The sequence below is a fragment of the Shewanella sp. UCD-KL12 genome (genome assembly GCF_001957125.1).
In the GTDB taxonomy this organism is placed as follows: domain Bacteria; phylum Pseudomonadota; class Gammaproteobacteria; order Enterobacterales; family Shewanellaceae; genus Shewanella.
Map to the genome: position 1 here is coordinate 45,362 of NZ_MPHJ01000001.1, position 19,092 is coordinate 64,453.

Sequence of the window (19,092 nt, forward strand, 5' to 3'; positions counted from 1 at the left end):
TATAGTACAGGGTTCGATTAAATGGACGCTAAGTTTAATCTCTACTTAAAGATTATTTGGTATTAATTGTGCGTTAGTTAATACCATTGTGATCTAAAGTTTTAGATAATGGTGCCGAAAATTAATCAGTGCAGAAGGTAATTAGAGAGATGGATAATCAGGTTATGCCTCGTGAACAGTTAGGTGTGTGTGCAGAGGGAAATCTGCACAGCGTATATTTGATGTTAAATGCCAATGAAGGTGTAGAGTCACAATTGCGCCCTTGTGTTGCAAATGTCGCTCAATATATCTATGAGTTGGCTGATCAGTATGCCGATAGTGCATTTAATGGCTTTTTAGCTATTGGTGCCAACTACTGGGATAACCTTTACCCTTCAGCGCGCCCTGCAGAGTTAAAGCCTTTTCCGACCATGAGCGCCGAAAACCGAGATGCGCCTGCACTTGAATATGATCTGTTTGTACATATACGCTGTGACCGTTTCGATATATTACACCTAGTTGCAAATGAAGTTTGTCAGATGTTTGAAGGTCTGGTTGAACTTGTAGACGAAGAGCGTGGATTCCGCTTTATGGATAACCGCGACCTTACCGGTTTTGTTGATGGCACAGAGAACCCTAAAGGACGCAGTCGTCAAGAGGTTGCTTTAATTGGTGAAGAAGATGGAGCTTTTAAAGGCGGAAGCTATATCCATGTGCAAAAATTTGCGCATAATTTAAGTAAGTGGAATAGGCTGCCACAAAAGAAACAGGAAGATATTGTTGGCAGAACTAAGGTCGATAATATCGAATATGCTTCAGAAGATAAGCCATTAACGAGTCATATCAAGCGTGTAAACTTGAAAGATGCCGATGGTAAGTCGATGGAGATTTTAAGGCAGAGCATGCCTTATGGCTCAGTTAAAGAGCAAGGTTTGATGTTCGTTTCAACCTGTCGTAACTCGGTTAACTTTGAGAAGATGCTTGAGAGCATGGTTCACGGTGATGACAAGGGCAACCATGATCACCTGTTACATTTCACCCAGGCGTTGACGGGGTCTTCATTCTTTGCAGCTTCACTCGATTTCCTAGAAAGCGAAGCTAATCGCTAGGTCAGTGCATCAATATCGGGTGATACTCTGCTGCTAGCAATGATCAAAACGCACCTTAATTGGTGCGTTTTTGTTTTCAGCCTGAAACCTGCTACTTGAGTAGGCGGCTTCTCTACATTTGATGATTATACCAATCAGCATAAGAAAGTGATCTACTCAGAGTATTTTTTGGCAACTAATTCAAGGCGAATAGCTGATGGAATGGTTATTCCCTTGTGAAGCTATTCAACGAGGAAGTAGGCAGCCAAAAACACTCCTGAAAGGCGAGTTTTAGCGCTTCATATGCTGTGTTAACGAGCTAGAACGTAGAATAACTATGCCCTTCACTCGTTGCCTTGCCTCTGAAGCGCTAATATCTCGCTGAGCGATCACATCTTTATGCTGATTGGTATTACTTACCTGTATCAGGGTCCCAGTAATTGGTGGGTCTTTTAGCGTAAATCTCATCAACGGCTCTAACTAAGACTTTATTATTTTCTGGATAGACAACAACATCATGTTTATCACGATTACCCATAACGAGAAATAAAAACTCTTTATCTGAGTCATTTCTTAATGTGTGGGATATGGCTGTAGCAGCATTGAAGCAGATATAGTCTCCCTTAGAAAAAGGGTGCTCTTTACCATCAATGAGTAGAGTTGCCTCTCCCTCAAGCGCGTATAGATGTTCCTCTTCTTTAGTATGATAATGGGCAACAGTGGATAACTTGCCAGGTGCTAGCCTCTCCATGGTCACACCTATTTTTTCACAACCAGCAGCGTCTCCAATGTGTTTTTGTTGACTGGTATATTCTTCTGAATGTTGCCAAGACTCCCAGCAAACATCATCGACTTTAATTATTTTTGTTGTTGTCATTGTAAATCCTTAGCCCGAAAGTACTGCTTTTGTAATACTAATCTCGCATGAATCAAACTGTGATTCAATATGTTGTATGCAATCTGTCATGAGTTTTATGCCAAAAAAAAAGACGCCGGAGCGTCTTTTAGGGGAGGGGTAACAATAGCGACTTGTTGCTAAGTAGCTAATACTATAGTGATAATCATTAAGGTTCTTATTGGATAGACTTAGTCAGTATAGTTGAATAGTGATTTAACAGTTTGTAAGGTGTTATCGATCTCTTGGATGTTAGCCGGAGTGATAAAAATAGTGTCATCACCCGCAATGGTGCCTAAAATCCCCTCGGGCTTACCTATTGAGTCGAGTAAGCGAGCGATTAACTGAGCGGCTCCAGGACTTGTCCTAACAACGATCATAGCTTGGTTATGGTCAACATCGAGTACTAAGTTTTTTAGCGGGCTACCAGCCGTAGGAACACCTAGTTCAGCCGGAAGGCAGTACACCATCTCTTGCTTAGCATTTCTGGTTCTAACAGCCCCAAACTTACTCAGCATTCTAGAAACTTTAGATTGATTGATATTGCCATATCCTTCAGCTTGAAGGGCTACAACAATTTCACTCTGGGAACCAAAGCGTTCCTCTTTCAAAATCGACTTAAAGGTCTTAACAAGTTCGTCTTGATTTTTATTTGCTTGCATAGTTTTTGTATTCTTTTATTCAAAAATCCAGAGTATTTTGAATATCTGACGCTTATTTGTCAACAAATACTCGACTTTAATGAATAAAAATTCAGGTTGCAATCAGGTTTTTATTGTTATGTAAGATTGGAACACTGCTTGGTGCAGCCCTTTTAGGGAGAAAGCTAGCATATATAGAGGAGGGTTTATTGGGAAATCAAAGCGATTTTATTAAAGAAGCCCAGCTCCTTTAGAAGAATTATTGATATTAATCAAAAATTAAATCTAATCAAGACTAAGGGATAATTGAAATTTATTCATTATTCCAGTAATGTTGCGGCATCTGGAAAAGATAGATCTATATCACAAATATCCAAGAATTGACGGAGATAACTATGAAAGTTGCTGTACTTGGTGCCGCTGGTGGTATTGGCCAGGCTCTTGCCCTACTATTAAAAACTCAATTGCCAGCCGGTTCGAAACTATCCCTTTATGATATTGCTCCTGTAACACCTGGTGTTGCCGTTGACCTAAGTCATATCCCTACTGCTGTGGAAGTAAAAGGCTTTGCTGGACAAGATCCATCAGACGCTCTTGAAGGTGCCGATGTGGTACTTATTTCTGCTGGTGTTGCACGTAAGCCAGGTATGGATCGCTCTGATCTGTTTAACATCAACGCGGGTATTGTTAGAAACCTAGTTGAAAAATGTGCTGCAACTTGTCCAAAAGCACTTATTGGAATTATTACAAACCCTGTTAATACTACAGTGGCAATTGCCGCAGAAGTACTTAAAGCTGCGGGTGTTTATGATAAAAACCGTCTATTCGGTGTAACGACTCTTGATGTTATCCGCTCTGAGACCTTCATTGCTGAAGCAAAAGGTTTAAATGTTGAAGACGTTAAGCTTAACGTGATCGGCGGACATAGCGGTGTAACGATTCTACCATTACTGTCTCAGGTTGAAGGCGTAAGCTTCACTGACGAAGAAGTGGCTGCAATGACAACTCGCATTCAGAATGCTGGTACTGAAGTTGTTGAAGCTAAAGCCGGTGGCGGCAGCGCAACATTATCTATGGGTCAGGCGGCTTGTCGCTTTGGTCTATCACTTGTTCGCGGTCTTCAAGGCGAAGAGAATGTTGTTGAATGTGCATATGTCGATGGTGGCAGTGAGCATGCAGAATTCTTCGCTCAGCCTGTTGTGCTTGGCAAAAATGGCGTAGAGAAAGTGCTAGCTTATGGCGATGTTAGCGAGTTCGAAGCTAATGCTCGTGATGCTATGTTAGACACATTAAAAGCTGATATTAAACTAGGCGTTGAATTCGTTAAATAATCACACTTGTGATTTGATTTCACCCTAACAAAAAGGAGCCTATTGGCTCCTTTTTTGATCGTTAACTAGGTTAGCAATAAAAGCTAATGATTAGTGGCTTCTCGCTACCGCTATCTTAGCCAACGAAACCAAGGCTTGCTTGTATTCACTATCAGGGATGATAGATAAGGCGGCTATTGCCTTTTCAGACTCTTCCATCGCGCGCTGCTCGGTATATTTCAGGGCGCCGCAGTTATGAAGTGCATTGAGTATTGTTTCAATGTGCTCCGTACCATCGCCTTTCTCAATAGCTTCACGGATGAGCACTTGTTCTGCTTCCGTACCATTCGCTATCGCGTAGATGAGTGGCAAGGTAGGCTTACCCTCTGCAAGGTCATCACCTATATTCTTGCCTAGCTCTTCTGTTTCAGCAGTGTAATCCAATAGATCATCGGTCAACTGGAATGCCGTACCTAGGTACTTACCGTAATCGGCCAGCGCAGTTTGAACTTCGACAGGACTATCGTTAAGTACTCCGGCCAAACGTGTCGCCGCTTCAAACAACTTAGCTGTTTTACAGTAGATGACACGCATGTAGCTCTCTTCAGTGGTATCGGGGTCGTTACAGTTCATCAACTGTAGTACTTCACCCTCTGCGAGAACGTTTGTGGCATCAGCGAGCATCTCAAGCACTTGCATGCTGCTGAGCTCTGTCATCATCTGAAATGAACGAGTATATAGAAAGTCGCCAACTAATACACTCGCACTATTGCCAAAAAGTGCGTTGGCCGTCTCTCTGCCTCTGCGAAGCAGTGACTCATCAACGACATCATCATGCAGTAACGATGCTGTATGGATGAACTCAATTATCGCAGCAAGCTTAAGATGAGCATCACCTTGGTAGTTGATTGCTCTAGCCGCCAAAATAGAGAGCAGGGGACGCATTCTTTTGCCGCCACCATTAATGATGTAGAAGCCTAACTGGTTGATCAGGGCTACATCAGATTCAAGTTGTTTATAAATTAGCTTGTTAACATCTTGCATGTCATTTTCAGCTAACTGGCGGATGGCATTCAAATCCATAAATAGACTCTGATTTGTGGGGCTGAATTAACTACAACCCAAATTAAGGCTTATACCTAAACATCGAACAAAAGTCGCAAGCGTGACAATTGATGAAAGCTGCTTGGGCATATAATGTTATAATTATGAGATTCTACCTAAAAAAGCGCGGTAAGACAGCACTAGAGAGGAATTGTGGGAGTAATTCCGATCTTTTTTTATTCTTTCTCAATTAGGGCTTGTCAGGTTACGGTTCTTAGCGTAAACTCCGCGACCATTGTCATTAAAGCTTTTATAGCACCCCTGCCTCAACATATTGAGCCGGCGTGTTAGAATACCGGAGTAAAATAGCTATGTACGCTGTTTTTCAAAGTGGCGGTAAGCAACATCGTGTTGCTGAAGGCCATACATTACGTTTAGAAAAAATTGAAGTTGCTACAGGTGAAACTGTTGAATTTGACCAAGTTCTTTTGGTTGCAGACGGCGAAACTGTACACGTAGGTGCCCCTCTAGTATCAGGTGGCGTGGTTAAAGCTGAAGTTATCAGTCACGGTCGTGGCGAGAAGGTAATCATTCAGAAGTTTAACCGTCGTAAGCACCACGAAAAGAAGATGGGCCATCGTCAATGGTTCACCGAAGTTAAAATTACAGCTATTAGCGCTTAATTAGGAGTCTAACTCATGGCACATAAAAAAGCTGGCGGTTCGACTCGTAACGGCCGCGATTCAGAAAGCAAACGTCTTGGTGTAAAGCGTTTCGGTGGTGAGTCAGTTCTTGCTGGTAACATCATCGTTCGTCAACGTGGTACTAAATTCCACGCTGGTGTTAACGTAGGTATTGGTCGTGACCATACTCTATTCGCTTTGACTGACGGTAAAGTTAAGTTCGAAGTTAAAGGTCCTAAGAACCGTAAGTTCATTAGCATCGAAGGCTAATCTTTAGCTCACGCTAAGATTGCTTATTAAAGCCCCGCCTTTGGTGGGGCTTTATTGTTTTAGTTATTTATAAATTGTTTTTTGGCGACCTTATCCAGAAAGAAGTATAATTCTTTTAGTCTGTGGTGCCAGGAGTAGATATGAAGTTTGTCGATGAAGCTGTGATCAGAGTTGAAGCTGGTGATGGTGGTAGTGGTTGCGTTAGTTTCCGACGTGAAAAATATGTACCCGATGGCGGCCCAGATGGCGGCGATGGTGGAGATGGTGGTGATGTTTATCTGCAAGCAGATGAAAGCTTCAACACATTAATCGATTTCCAATTCGAACGTTTTCACCGTGCAGAACGTGGTAAGAATGGTCGTGGCAGAGATTGTACTGGTCATGGCGGCGAAGATTTAATTCTTAAAGTGCCTGTTGGAACTCGTGCTATCGATGAAGACACTCAAGAGTCCCTTGGCGATTTGACGACCCATGGTCAGAAAATGCTAGTGGCTAAAGGTGGTTTTCACGGCCTAGGTAATACGCGTTTTAAGAGTAGTACTAACCGTGCTCCTAGACAAAAAACATTAGGTACACCTGGTGAGGTTCGCAGCTTAAAGCTTGAACTTATGCTGCTTGCTGATGTGGGTCTACTTGGGATGCCAAATGCGGGTAAATCTACCTTCATTCGTTCAGTCTCTCGTGCTAAGCCAAAAGTTGCTGATTATCCGTTTACGACTTTAGTTCCTAACCTAGGTGTTGTAACACCAAGACATGGACAAAGCTTTGTTATCGCAGATATCCCAGGTCTAATTGAAGGGGCTGCTGACGGCGCTGGTTTAGGAGTTCGATTCCTAAAGCACCTTGAGAGATGTCGTGTATTGCTGCACCTTATCGATATAGAACCTATCGATGGCAGCGATCCGGTTGAGTCTGCACGTGCAATTGTTGGAGAGCTTGAGAAGCATTCACCAAAGCTTGCAGGTAAGCCAAGATGGCTTGTGATTAACAAGACCGACCTTTTACTCGAAGATGAGCTTAAAGAGCGCGTTGATCATATTGTCAAAGAGCTAGAGTGGGAAGGTGAAGTTTACACCATCTCAGCCTATAACCGCGATGGAACCGAAGACCTAAGTATTAAGCTTGTTGACTTTATTGATGCACTTCCTGAGGAGGAGGAGATTGATAAGGATGAAGAAGTTGAATTTAAGTGGGATAACTATCATAAGGATAGCGATTCACTGAATGAAGCATACGAAGGCTTAGATGACGATGACTTAGATGACGATGATTTTGATGATGACGATTACGATGTTAAAGTGATCTATCAAAGATAATCAATCTAAGTTCGTTTTCCTTTAGGGAGACGTTATCTAGATATACAGTACTATTGGAGTCTTTTTTGAGTTTTTATTCTTCGGGATTGATGTGTACGCAGATACTCAAAACGATATAACTCGGCAAGTCGTCCGAGTTGCTCAACTCCTATTAGCCTATGGCGCTGACTCTGAACTTGTTGAAGAGATCAGTCAGCGCTTAGGTTATGCACTGGGATTAGCCAGTGTAGAAATTTCCATCTCCTCAAATTCCCTCGTGTTAACCAGCCTAGTTCATGGTAGATGTATTACCACTACCCGACGTTTGCGAGAGCATGGCATCAATATGACTATTATCTGTGAACTGCAAAGGATCTGTTTACTGACAGAACAGGGCCTTTATGGGTTAAATGAGGTCAGGAAACGTGTCTCGCGTATTGAGCCAAGGACTTACCCTAAGCGCTACCTCGTCCCTATGATTGGTTTATCTTGCGCCAGCTTTTGCCATCTGTTTGGTGGTGATTTAGCGGCAAGTTTGCTGACCTTTATTGCTTCATCTATTGGCATGTTTGTCAGGGTATCAATCGCAAAGCATCATTTTAACTTGCTAATCAACTTTGCGGTGACAGCGTTTGTGACTACGCTCATTGCTCAGCTTGGTTACCATTTACCGTTTACAGAGACTCCTAAACTTCCGATGGCTGCTAGTGTGCTTATGTTAGTGCCAGGTTTCCCTATGATTAATGCTATCTCTGATATGGTGAAAGGCCACCTTAATGTTGGGATATCTCGATGGGGGCATGCGACACTCTTAACGGTTTCCTCTGTGATCGGCATTACAATTGCCATGCAAATCGGCGGGCTCTTTTTATAATGCGCCTACTCGTCTCATCTCCAAGGCTTATTCATTTAAATAGAATTTCTATGGCTATAAATATATGTGAGGAGCCTTCAGCATGAATTTAATACTCTCACTGCTTAATGATGCGCTTTTCTCTGCTATTCCTGCCGTGGGCTTTGCTATGGTATTTAACGTACCTAAACGTTTTTTACCTTACTGTGCCTTAGCGGGGGCTCTTGGCCATAGTTGTCGTACGTTACTGCTGCATGTTGGCTTGCCAATAGAATGGGCGACATTTGTTGCTGCTGCGCTGGTAGGGCTAATCACGATAGGGTTTGCTAAGCGCCACTTAGCGCCTCCTTTAATGTATGCTGTTGCTGCTATCATTCCTATGATCCCAGGTACCTACGCATTCAATACTGTTATTGCTTTAGTTCAGCTAACAGCACAATCAGAAGTAAGCCCAGAATTAACTTCTGCTGTGATAACGAATGGCCTGAAAACTGTATTTATTCTAGGTGCTCTATCGGTGGGGTTAGCAATGCCAAGTCTGCTCTACTTTAGAACAAGAGCTGTTATTTAGTCTTGTCAGTTGCTACTGGCTAGCACTTACATCTAATTCGCATTATTACTTATACACTCCGGAGTTATAAATGAAAATTGCTATGATTGCAGCGATGGCTAACAATCGTGTTATCGGCAAAGATAACCAGATGCCATGGCACCTTCCTGAAGATCTTAAACATTTTAAAGCGATGACCTTAGGTAAGCCGATAGTGATGGGGCGTAAGACTTTCGAGTCTATTGGCCGTCCGTTACCTGGAAGGCTAAATATTGTAGTGAGCCGACAAGAAGGCCTTATTATCGATGGGGTAACTTGTGTGACCTCTTTCGAATCAGCTGTTAGTTTTGTAGGGACTGATTGCGAGGAGCTAGTCGTTATCGGCGGTGGGCAACTTTATGCTTCCTTACTGCCAAAGGCCGATATTCTTTATTTGACTCATATTGAGCTTGATGTTGAAGGTGACACCTACTTCCCAGACTGGAATGATGGATCTTGGCAACAAATTAGCCAAGAGATGTCAAAAAATGATAAAGGTTTGGAATATAGCTTTATCAAATTGGTGAAAAAATGTTAAATTGTCTCCGTTGTTATGTTTCAGATTCTGGGTGGGGCATATAAAGTATTCTGTTTGATGCTCTACAGTATAAAAATAAATAATAAGAAAGGAGTATCAGATGCGTCTGTTACCTACGACTATTGCTGCCATTCTCGCAGCGTCGGCTTTTTCACTGCCTGTACAAGCTAATTCGGATCAACTTGCTGCGAACATCTGTAACTATGTACAGACAGATGATAAAAACCGCTTACGTAAAAAATTAAAAGAGAACCGAGTTAAACTTCGTAATATCTATTCTGGTGTCACTTGCGGTGGTGATAGTTTACTTCGCACAGCAATGAAGAGCGGTTCAGATAAAGTCGGTACTTTTGTCGCTAAACGCCTATCTGTCGCCGATCTAAGTGCCTCAGAAGCAGATGGTAAGACAATTGTCGAGTGGGCCGATGGAAATGGCCATGGTGGAAGTGCTATAACCTCTGCAATTAAAGAGCGTATTGCTGGCGGTTAATAGGCTTATAAAATTGAGATAATAAAAATGCCGGACATCTGTCCGGCATTTTTGTTTTCAACTTTAAACTATCTTCTCTGAAGGTCGTTATTACTTGTGCATTTACAGAAAACTATTACATAAAAAAGCCAGAGCGAATGCTCTGGCTTTTTTAGAGAACGTGAGTTTTATCCTTATAGGAGTAGCCTATTCAGTTTAGACTCTAAACTCTTTAACAGATGCTTGTAGCTCTTCTGCAAGCTGGGCCACCTGATGACTTGATTGAGCCGTTTGATCTGCTCCCGTCGAGGTTTCCTCAGAAATTGCAGCGATGTGCTCTAACTTTTCAGAAACCTGCTGGCTGACAAGATTTTGCTCTTGGGCCGCATGAGCGATATGTGTGCCTGAGTCATGGGCTTTATGTACGGCTTCACTGATACTCTCTAGTGCTAAGTTAGCTTGCTCTGTTTTCTCAACACATGAGCTAGCTTGTGTTCTACCAAGCTCCATCACTGAAACGGCTTCCTTAGCCCCTTGCTGCAATACTTCAATCATCTGCTGGATCTCTTGTGTTGAGTCCTGTGTGCGAGATGCTAGGCTGCGTACTTCATCTGCAACGACTGCAAAGCCTCGGCCTTGCTCACCAGCTCTAGCAGCTTCAATGGCGGCATTAAGTGCGAGTAAGTTAGTCTGCTCAGCAATACCACGAATAACATCGAGAATAGAGCCTATAGAAGCACTGTCTGAGTGTAGTTTATTAATCACTACACCCGCTTTAGCTACTTCGTCCGCAAGTTGAAGAATTGTCTGCTTATTTTCATCAGCAATTGAACGCATATGCAGAGCTTCATCATCGGCTTGTTTAATTTGAATCAGCGCATCGTCTGCACTTGTAGTGACCTGTTCTGCACTCGAGCTTAACTCAGTCGTCGCCGTAGCAACCTGATCAACTTGGCTTTTCTGCTCTTGAATCCCGGCGGTTGTTTGAGCTGTAATTGCTGATGTCTCTTCTGCTGCAGCTGCTAGCTGATTAGAGCGGTCTAAAATCCCTTGAATAAGTTCTCTTAAACTATCAACGAGTCGGTTACAGTTACGAGAGAGCTCGGCAAACTCATCATGACCAGAGTCATCGAGTTTATGGGTTAGGTTACCGGACGCTAAGATATTGAGGGCGTTGTTGACCTTATCGAGAGAGCGCTTCAGTGGGGTGATCACTGCGATACTGATAGCAATAGCAACCGCAATTGCAATAATGATAAGAATAAAGGTATTTACGCTGGCTGAATCAATGTCATCGATAGCACTTTGACTTACCACTCGAGAGACTGCTTCAACTTTAGCGGTTAAGGCTTGCATGCTCTCATTGACATGCAGTGCATCCCTGTCGACCTGAGTTAACATGCTTGTGGCTGAAGTCATAAAGTTAAGCTGACGGCCTTTCATTGCTTGTAGAGAGCTACTTCCCTCTAGTAGTTTGAATACTTTGCTGGCTTCAAGGTTAATATCGTTCAATAGCCCTTCGTCAATAACACCATCCCAGTGGCGAGAAACGAATTCAAGTTTATTTCTAGCTTCACTTACAATGAAATCTAACTCTTTCGCGATAGTTTCTTGCTGTTGTTTACTCTCACTATTGACTAGGTCATAACTAGTGCTAACGATGCCGCTGAAGCTGTTATCAATATTACCAGCTGTTGCAGCGATCTCTTGTTCTGTTGGATCTTCACTCATCTCAAGATCAATAAGATCCAATAGCAGAGATGCAGTATCATCCGCAGCTAACTCAAGATCCTCTAATTTTATCGATAACTTCTCTTGAGTAACTAGCGCATTCTCGCGGGTTTTGATCATCTTCTCGCCATTAGAGGAGAAAACTTGGTAGCTTTGGCGAAGATTTGAAACTGCTGTTGAGAACTCTGCTTGTTTCTGTGCACTAATTATCTGCGCGAGCTCAGTCAGCTCGCTACTGAACTCCTGATCAAGCTTAGTAAGCTGTGAGGTGATTTTAGGTAGTTCACTTGACTGACTAGTATGGTAAGCCAGTAAAACTTGTTTCTCCTGCAGAGAAACACCTTGTAGTAGATGGCTTGTAGACTCGAGCGCTGGGATGCTTAGTTCTTGTAATACTTGAGTACTGGTTTTGAGTTTACTATTGGTTAGTAGCGATGCTGCACCTAATGCAATCAATAATAAGGTGACAACGCTAAATCCGCCAATGACTCTCGTGGCGACATTCATCTTCATAGGGTACTCCAGTTATTATTATATTTTCCCGTAAATGTTCATCCATCTGTATTTTGATATATTTATCTCGTAGCCTACTTTCAATCAGCGCGTTTGAAGGGGGAGGTTACTAAATATATTTACAGTTATAAACTGGTTGAACAACAACTCACCCTTATAAAAAAGGTCTTTATAATTCAGGGCTTGTCTGGCTGACTAGCGCTTTCATTTTTGTTATATCGGCCAAAACTCACGCTAGTTTAACTCTTTTTTAACTTATTTTGGGTAATTTTTTGGTCTGATTCCAAATGCCATAAGGTCATATGCTCCCCCCAGCAGCAGCCTGTATCGAGCGCATGCATGTTTGCGACCGGCACCTCACCCATAACTGCTGCCCAGTGTCCGAACACTAAGGTATGGCTAGCAGCAATCTGGTTTTCAACTTCAAACCAAGGAGTAAGTGCTTTATTATCGCAATCTTTCGGTGCCAGTTTACAGTCAAAGTCGAGACTCATATCAGGATGTAGGTATCGCATGCGGGTTAATGCATTAATGCAAAATATTTTCCGTTCTAGTTCTGATAAAGCGTTATTCCACTTGTTTGAGCCGTTAGTATACATATGAGCGATTAATGATGAGATATAATCAGGCGCACTAAGGGATTGATTGACTAGGCGTGCTTCAGTTCGCAGTTGGCTAAGATCCCAGTTTGGTGGAATACCCGCGTGGCTCATTATTATATTGTGTTCAGGTAGCTCTTGAATGAGTGGCTGTACCCTAAGCCAGTCTGTGAGTACGGATAGATCTGGTGCTTCTAACAATTGAGCTAACTGATCTTTTGGGTTCGCCCGTTTGATTTTCTTTGAAACAGCGAGAAGATGTAGATCGTGATTGCCTAATGCGACTCTCGCAGAGCCATCAAGGTTTTTAAGATACCTAAGCGTGGGCAAGGAGCCCGGCCCTCTGGCGACTAAGTCACCTACCGCCCAAAGCATATCCGTTGAAGGGTTAAAGGCCACTTTGTTGAGGAGCAGTTGCAGCTCTTCGAAGCAGCCCTGAATATCCCCTACAAAATAATTTGCCATTTGCTACTAGCCTTAAATTTAATGAAGTAAACCTGGAACAGCGAGTCTGAATGGGGCTATAAATGCCTTAAACTGCTGGCCTTCTTCGGTCACCATATTATAGAAACCTTGCATTACACCTACTGGCGTTTCCAGTACCGTACCACTGGTATATTGATATGCTGTATCAGGATCTATGGTCGGTGTTTCACCTACTACGCCTGCACCTTGGACTTCGCTTTTGTGGTTGTTGGAGTCGGTAATGCACCAGCTACGGCTTTTAAGTGTGACTGGATCAAGGCCTAAGTTTATGATTGTTATCGTATAGCGAAAAAGATATCGATCTTCATCTGGGGATGATTGCTCCTCGATATACTCAGTTTTAACTTCAATTTTGATTGTCGATTCAAGCTCTGACATTGCTTACCTTTTGACATAAGAAAGGAGGGCAAGCCCTCCATTATTTAAGCGCTCTTAATGCGAAAGCTATTATGAGCGAGTCAATGCATAGATATTGCTAACTATATAGGATCTTTGGCTTTTTTTTCAATGACTAAGTTAGCCATTGAAACATATTGCTCGACTGTGATCTGCTCAGGTCTGAGGGATGAGTCTATGTTGAGTTGTTCAAACTCTTCATCGGTGATCATCTGTTTTAAATTATTACGCAGCGTTTTACGGCGCATATTAAAAGCAGTCGTGGTTAAATGTCTTAAAAGGTCAACGTCCTTACACGGCCAAGGTTTAGTCTTATATGGCACTAAGCGTACTACTGCAGAGTCGACTTTCGGGGCAGGGGTAAAGCATCCTGGTGGCACTTCTAGGACTGGTAACACCTGGCAATGGTACTGAGCCATGACAGTCAAACGGCCATATGCTTTAGTGCCAGGAGAAGCCGATAATCTTAACACAACCTCTTTTTGCAACATAAAGTGCATATTGGTTATCTGCTCTGCGAACTCGAACAGATGGAACATCAATGGGGTTGAGATGTTATAGGGTAGATTACCGAAAACCTTCAGCTCTTTGCCCGCTTCAATTAACTGACTGAAATCAAACTTAAGCGCATCACCTTGATGGATCTCAAGCTTATCTTTCAAGGTAGGGTGCTTCTGCAGGCGCTCAACAAGATCTTTATCGAGCTCAACCACTTTCAGTTTATCAATACTAGTAGCAACTGGTTCGGTTAAGGCGCCTAAGCCTGGACCAATCTCAACCATAACGTGCTCATTATCAGGTGCAATCGCACCAACAATACGATTGATTACGTTATTATCGGTTAGAAAGTTTTGTCCAAAACGCTTTCTGGCTGTGTGGCCTAAATGTACTTTATTACTCATTTGCGATTAAATTATCCAGCTTTTGCTGCCAAATCTATGGCTTTATTTAGTGCACAGACAAAGCTTCCTATGTCTGCTTTACCTGTGCCTGCTAGATCAAGAGCGGTGCCATGATCGACAGAGGTACGAATATAGGGGAGTCCTAAGGTAATATTTACCGAACTACCAAACCCTTGTGATTTTAAAACAGGTAGACCCTGATCGTGATACATGGCCAATACTACATCGGCATCTTCTAAGTATTTACTCTGGAAGATAGTATCAGCTGGCAGCGGACCTACAAGACTCATTCCTTCTGCACGTAACTCTTCAAGTGCGGGAATGATAGTATCAAGCTCTTCACGGCCTAAGTGTCCATCCTCACCTGCGTGTGGGTTGAGTCCACATACATATATTTTAGGTTGCTTGATGGCAAACTTGTTGACTAAATCTGTGTGTAAGATTTTGACGATTTGGTGAAGGCGGTCGCGAGTGATCGCTTTTGACACATAGGCCAGCGGGATATGTGTGGTAACAAGCGCCACATGTAAGCCAGGTGCTGAAAGCATCATGACGACATCTTGACAATTTGCTTGATTAGCAAAAAACTCAGTATGGCCACTGAAAGGGATACCTGATTGGTTAATAATTCCCTTGTGTACAGGCCCAGTTACAACGGCATCAAACTCGCCATTCATATTCTTCTCACCGGCATAGCGTAACGTTTCAACTACGTAGGCACTATTTTGCTCATTGAGCTTGCCACATGTGCTTTCTGCGGCTAGTGGGAAGGGGGCTATTGTAAGCGTGCCTTGCTCTTGAGCTTTGGGTTCTTGGCTAGGCTGGTATGGTTTCAGCTGTAGCGGCAATCCCAGTTTTTTTGCTCTAGAGATCAACAGATCGGGATCAGCACAAACAACTAGCTCAGCAGGCCAAGCCTGCTGAGCTAGTTGAATAACTAAATCTGGACCAACTCCTGCGGGTTCACCCGCAGTAATGGCAATACGTTTAGTCGTCAATATGATTAACCTCTATTAAAATCAGCATCGAAAACTTCGATATAAGCTTCCGCTCTCATCTCATCTAACCAGTTCTGTAACTCTTCGTTAAACTTACGACGGAAGATAAGCTGATGTGCTTTATTGGTATTGAATTGATCAGTTGCATCTGTTTTTCGACGCTCCTCTAGCTGAACGATGTGCCAGCCATGGCTTGAGCGAAACGGCTCACTGATCTCATTAATTTCTAACTCATTTAAGGTTTGTGAAAATGCAGGTACATAAACAGAAGGATCTGCCCAACCTAACTCACCACCTTTAGCCCCAGAACCTGGATCTTCTGAGTATTGACGAGCAAGCGCTGCAAAGTCAGCATCACCAGCTCGGATTTGGGTTACAAAGTTATCAAGCATTGCCTTAGCTCTCTCCTCTGAAAGGATCGGCGAAGGCTTAACTAAGATATGACGAGAGCGAACTTCATCGACTTCTTTTGTTTGTAGACCGCGGGCATCCATGACCTTAATGATATGGAAACCAGCTCCACTTCTGATTGGGCCGATAACATCACCAGATTTTGCATCAGAAAGTACTTCTGCAAACAAAGTCGGCATCTCGTTAACATTCATATAGTCCCAAATACCACCTTCAAGGGCCTTAGGGCCTGCTGATGCAGCAATGGCTGTACGTCTAAAGTCTGCACCATCATTAATGCGCTTTAATACGGTGTTGGCACGTTCACTCGATTTTGCTAACTGTTCACTATTTGGGTTATTTGGGATCTCAATAAGAATGTGACCAATTTGAAATTCAATCTGCTTAAGGCCTTGTTCTTCAATCATAGCGACCAGGTTATTAATCTCTTGCGGAGATACCTGAATACGGCGCTGAACTTGAATACGCTGAATTTCACCTAAAGTGATCTCTTCGCGAAGCTGTTCACGGTACTGACTCCAGCTCATCCCCTCTGCGCTGATTTTCTGCTTCATCTGCTCAGTGGTCATCTTCTGTTCTTTGGCTATATTGCCAATCGTCTGATCTAGCTGGAGATCACCAATGTGCAAACCAATTCGGTCTGCCATCTGCATCTGTAGCCGTGTCATAATCAAACGCTCAATGACCTGGGTTCTTAGGGCTTGATCAGAAGGCAGTGACTGACCTGCGGCGGTTGCATTTGATTTAACTGTTTTTAGCATATTGGTGATTTCACTCTCCAATACGATACCTTCATTGATCTGAACTGATACCCGGTCTAGAGGCTCGTTAGCTGCTTGAACCGTATGGCTTAAAGCCAAGGTTAAAAAGGCAAAAATTAACTGTTTACAGGGTTTCATCCACAAAAATCCTTGGCATATGTATGTCAGTTGTGGCACTACAACTGATGTCTCTAATATCGATTACCATGATTGGACTATAAGACCGGCTCATGGTTCAAAGCAAACAAACATATTTGCTTAACTAGTTCTTAAGGTAAAGCGGTTTTCTATAATTAAATAATCCATCATTGAGCATATCGGATACGCCCAGAGGACCTGAACCACCTAATCCTTTAATGACGAAGTTTAAGTAAACTCCGCTTTCGAACAACTCTCTATTATCCAGTGTTGGATTGTAGTCGTCATCATAATTGGTTTTGATGCGGTAGTGATAGCTTAAACGTAAAGCCCAGCAACATGACTCATATTGGAAACCTGCGTAAGTTTCAACACTACGGCTTTCATTAAGATCATAATACCAGTTTCCGACGAGATATAAGCTGTCATTAATTGGCCATGCCCCGCGCATACCCGTTTGGGAAATGTTTACAGACTCATTGGTATTAGTATTGAGTAGGTCGGGGACGTAACGATAACTAAACTGAAGCAGTTTATTAGCACCAGGTCTAAAGTCGAGTGTTACTTCACTCTTTTTATTTTCACTTTGCTTAGTATCATACTGAATTGAACCACTCATGTACCAGTCTTTATATAGCTGAGCATTTAACTCGGCAGCTAACACTGAGTTTGAGGTGTTCTCTTGAGTAAAGGTCTGCTCAGGCATACTTGGATCTGAGATACCAACACGACTATCGTTGAAATAGAAGATTTGACCCAAGCTAAACTTTAATTTTTCAACGTTATGATCGTCAAATAAACGGGTCGTTAAACCTAATGTCATCTGGTTGGCATCTGCAATTCTATCTAAACCTGAAAAGCGTCTTTCCCTGAACAGACCATAGTAATCTTCTTGGAGTTGAGCGGTATCGTAAATGCCAATATTAGATTGATCTTCATATCCCACATACAGGTATTGAAACTGTGGCTCTAACGTTTGGCGATAGTTCTCAGTATACCGTTCAAAATTTATCTGACCATGTAGCCTAACCTGTGGCAGCGTTCTATTGACCTGACTGTCGAGATGCTCATTCCCCACATAACCTTGGTCATCTTGCCAATAATTAGTTTGGAGTAATTTTACTTCACTCGTAAATGAGCCCGCTGGTCCATGGATAGGGTAGGAGATGCTTGGCTCAAGGTGAACACGAGTGGCGGTTGAAAACTCATTCTCTTGATGTCTGAAGTTGGTGACTTCACTCATCAGATCGAAATCAATACCATTCCATAGGTTAGGCGCGCGGTAGTTTAAATTTAACTGCGGCATGACCTGGTAAGGTTTTTCATCTTCACCCAGTACTTTTATATCTTGAACTCTGGCACTGAAATCCCAATTGCTTTCAAAGTAGCTAATTTCTCCAACTCGTGAAAGTTGGTTATCTGTTGCTCTCAGTACGTCAGAGTCTAAGTCATTAAAGTAGTTGTTATCAGATACATCTGTATAGTTAGCCAATACGCGCCAATTTTCATTTATCGCGCCTTGATGCTCCCAGTGATATAGGTAACGGTTAGGGCTTTTATCTAACATGTTGTCATCAGCAAGATACTCAACATTGAGTTGTCCCTGCTGTGATTCCCCTGCAAGGTATCTAAAGTCAGTCTTAAGGAACATTCCTCTTGCTGACATATAATGGGGGGTAAATGTTAAGTCATATTCTGGTGCGATATTCCAGTAATAGGGCGTAGCGACTTCAACACCATTGGTGGTACTGGTACTAAATGTGGGGAACAAGAAACCTGACTTACGTTTATCTGAAACAGGTATTGTCATGTAGGGAATATAGAAAACGGGTATATCACCAATCTTCAATTTGGCATTCCATAACTCTCCCCACTCCTCTTTGCTATCAATTTTGATCTTTTCAGCTTCGAGTAACCATGAGTTATCACCTGGCGGGCAAGTGGTAAAATTGGTCTTGGTCAGGTGCAGATTATTGTCAGGTGTTATCTCTAACTTTTCTGCATCACCGTGGATCTGTTGGCCATGTAGCCAATATTGCGCACCTGACAGTGTAGCGCTGTTAGTTCGCATTTGAGCAACTAAGGAGTCTGCTGTGATGGTAAACATTTGATCTTGAAAGACCAAGTTGCCATTCGCATCTAATCGCTCGCTCTGTTGATCTAAAATGGCTTCATCGGCTGCGATATGGCGACCGCCTTGAGTAAATGATACATCGCCATTAAATTTTGCTTGTCTTCCCATCTGAGCTTCTGAGCGATCTGATAGGATTTTGATCTCTTGGAGGTCTAGAGCAAGCTCGTCTGCATTATTTACTGGCATGCGCGGTACAGGCGGCTCAACAATACATTGTGCACTGGTTTGGTTTTCCAGTTCGGTTTCTTCAGCCAAGACTAATTGGGGAAGTAGGCTTAGTGCCAATAAATATCGGATCTGCATCTTAAGTCGTTAATATGATTTCTTAGTCTGGATAAACATTGGGGAGAAAGTTGCACTTTTTATAGG

General features: G+C 42.7%; 19 protein-coding genes. 9 read left to right on the forward strand and 10 right to left on the reverse strand.

The annotated features are described in order from the left end of the window. Positions 1–149 precede the first annotated feature (149 nt). On the forward strand, positions 150–1,088 hold the full coding sequence (locus BM736_RS00225) for a Dyp-type peroxidase (protein WP_076407428.1): 939 nt from the start codon (positions 150–152) through the stop codon (positions 1,086–1,088). A 391-nt stretch (positions 1,089–1,479) separates the two neighbouring features. On the opposite strand, the gene BM736_RS00235 is transcribed toward BM736_RS00225, so the two are convergent. Next, complete coding sequence (locus BM736_RS00235; RefSeq protein ID WP_076407429.1) at positions 1,480–1,944, reverse strand: cupin domain-containing protein; 465 nt, start codon at positions 1,942–1,944, stop codon at positions 1,480–1,482. A gap of 209 nt (positions 1,945–2,153) precedes the next feature. Then, positions 2,154–2,624: a transcriptional regulator ArgR gene (gene argR, locus BM736_RS00240; RefSeq protein WP_076407430.1), complete on the reverse strand. Its 471-nt coding sequence runs from the start codon at positions 2,622–2,624 to the stop codon at positions 2,154–2,156. 374 nt (positions 2,625–2,998) lie between these two features. On the opposite strand from argR, the gene mdh reads away from it, so the two are divergent. Then, a complete protein-coding gene (gene mdh, locus BM736_RS00245) occupies positions 2,999–3,934 on the forward strand; it encodes a malate dehydrogenase (protein ID WP_076407431.1) in 936 nt (311 codons plus the stop codon). Positions 3,935–4,024: 90 nt separating this feature from the next. On the opposite strand, the gene ispB is transcribed toward mdh, so the two are convergent. Then, the gene (ispB, locus tag BM736_RS00250) at positions 4,025–4,996 is read right to left on the reverse strand and encodes an octaprenyl diphosphate synthase (protein WP_076407432.1); all 972 of its coding nucleotides are present in this window, start codon (positions 4,994–4,996) and stop codon (positions 4,025–4,027) included. Positions 4,997–5,328: 332 nt separating this feature from the next. On the opposite strand from ispB, the gene rplU reads away from it, so the two are divergent. The 7 genes from rplU (at position 5,329) to BM736_RS00285 (ending at position 9,675) form a co-directional block, all read left to right on the forward strand. Continuing rightward, positions 5,329–5,640 carry a 50S ribosomal protein L21 gene (gene rplU / locus BM736_RS00255; protein ID WP_076407433.1) on the forward strand — a complete coding sequence of 104 codons (312 nt, stop codon included), beginning with the start codon at positions 5,329–5,331 and terminating at the stop codon, positions 5,638–5,640. Positions 5,641–5,655: 15 nt separating this feature from the next. Then, positions 5,656–5,910 (forward strand): 50S ribosomal protein L27, encoded by a 255-nt coding sequence (rpmA, locus tag BM736_RS00260; RefSeq protein WP_012141302.1) that lies wholly within the window; start codon positions 5,656–5,658, stop codon positions 5,908–5,910. Positions 5,911–6,050: 140 nt separating this feature from the next. Beyond that, on the forward strand, positions 6,051–7,226 hold the full coding sequence (gene cgtA / locus BM736_RS00265; RefSeq protein WP_076407434.1) for an Obg family GTPase CgtA: 1,176 nt from the start codon (positions 6,051–6,053) through the stop codon (positions 7,224–7,226). 91 nt (positions 7,227–7,317) lie between these two features. Next, a complete protein-coding gene (locus tag BM736_RS00270; protein WP_076407435.1) occupies positions 7,318–8,079 on the forward strand; it encodes a threonine/serine exporter ThrE family protein in 762 nt (253 codons plus the stop codon). A gap of 82 nt (positions 8,080–8,161) precedes the next feature. Beyond that, positions 8,162–8,629, forward strand: a complete 468-nt coding sequence (locus tag BM736_RS00275; protein WP_076407436.1) for a threonine/serine exporter family protein — start codon at positions 8,162–8,164, stop codon at positions 8,627–8,629. 70 nt (positions 8,630–8,699) lie between these two features. Next, entirely contained in the window at positions 8,700–9,185 is a 486-nt protein-coding gene (gene folA / locus BM736_RS00280) for a type 3 dihydrofolate reductase (protein WP_076407437.1), read from the forward strand. 100 nt (positions 9,186–9,285) lie between these two features. Continuing rightward, positions 9,286–9,675, forward strand: coding sequence for a DUF3718 domain-containing protein (locus BM736_RS00285; protein WP_076407438.1), 390 nt, complete (start codon positions 9,286–9,288; stop codon positions 9,673–9,675). 195 nt (positions 9,676–9,870) lie between these two features. Here the strand turns inward: BM736_RS00285 and BM736_RS00290 are convergent, their stop codons facing one another. The 7 genes from BM736_RS00290 to lptD all read right to left on the reverse strand — a co-directional run bounded on the left by BM736_RS00290 (position 9,871) and on the right by lptD (position 19,026). Beyond that, on the reverse strand, positions 9,871–11,898 hold the full coding sequence (locus BM736_RS00290) for a methyl-accepting chemotaxis protein (protein ID WP_076407439.1): 2,028 nt from the start codon (positions 11,896–11,898) through the stop codon (positions 9,871–9,873). A 239-nt stretch (positions 11,899–12,137) separates the two neighbouring features. Next, complete coding sequence (locus BM736_RS00295) at positions 12,138–12,962, reverse strand: symmetrical bis(5'-nucleosyl)-tetraphosphatase (protein ID WP_076407440.1); 825 nt, start codon at positions 12,960–12,962, stop codon at positions 12,138–12,140. 18 nt (positions 12,963–12,980) lie between these two features. After that, positions 12,981–13,361, reverse strand: coding sequence for a Co2+/Mg2+ efflux protein ApaG (gene apaG / locus BM736_RS00300; protein WP_076407441.1), 381 nt, complete (start codon positions 13,359–13,361; stop codon positions 12,981–12,983). A 101-nt stretch (positions 13,362–13,462) separates the two neighbouring features. After that, a complete protein-coding gene (rsmA, locus tag BM736_RS00305; RefSeq protein WP_076407442.1) occupies positions 13,463–14,281 on the reverse strand; it encodes a 16S rRNA (adenine(1518)-N(6)/adenine(1519)-N(6))-dimethyltransferase RsmA in 819 nt (272 codons plus the stop codon). Positions 14,282–14,292: 11 nt separating this feature from the next. Continuing rightward, positions 14,293–15,279, reverse strand: a complete 987-nt coding sequence (pdxA, locus tag BM736_RS00310) for a 4-hydroxythreonine-4-phosphate dehydrogenase PdxA (RefSeq protein ID WP_076407443.1) — start codon at positions 15,277–15,279, stop codon at positions 14,293–14,295. 5 nt (positions 15,280–15,284) lie between these two features. Further along, complete coding sequence (surA, locus tag BM736_RS00315; protein WP_076407444.1) at positions 15,285–16,589, reverse strand: peptidylprolyl isomerase SurA; 1,305 nt, start codon at positions 16,587–16,589, stop codon at positions 15,285–15,287. Between the two features lie 124 nt (positions 16,590–16,713). Continuing rightward, the gene (gene lptD / locus BM736_RS00320) at positions 16,714–19,026 is read right to left on the reverse strand and encodes an LPS assembly protein LptD (RefSeq protein WP_076407445.1); all 2,313 of its coding nucleotides are present in this window, start codon (positions 19,024–19,026) and stop codon (positions 16,714–16,716) included. Positions 19,027–19,092 lie beyond the last annotated feature (66 nt).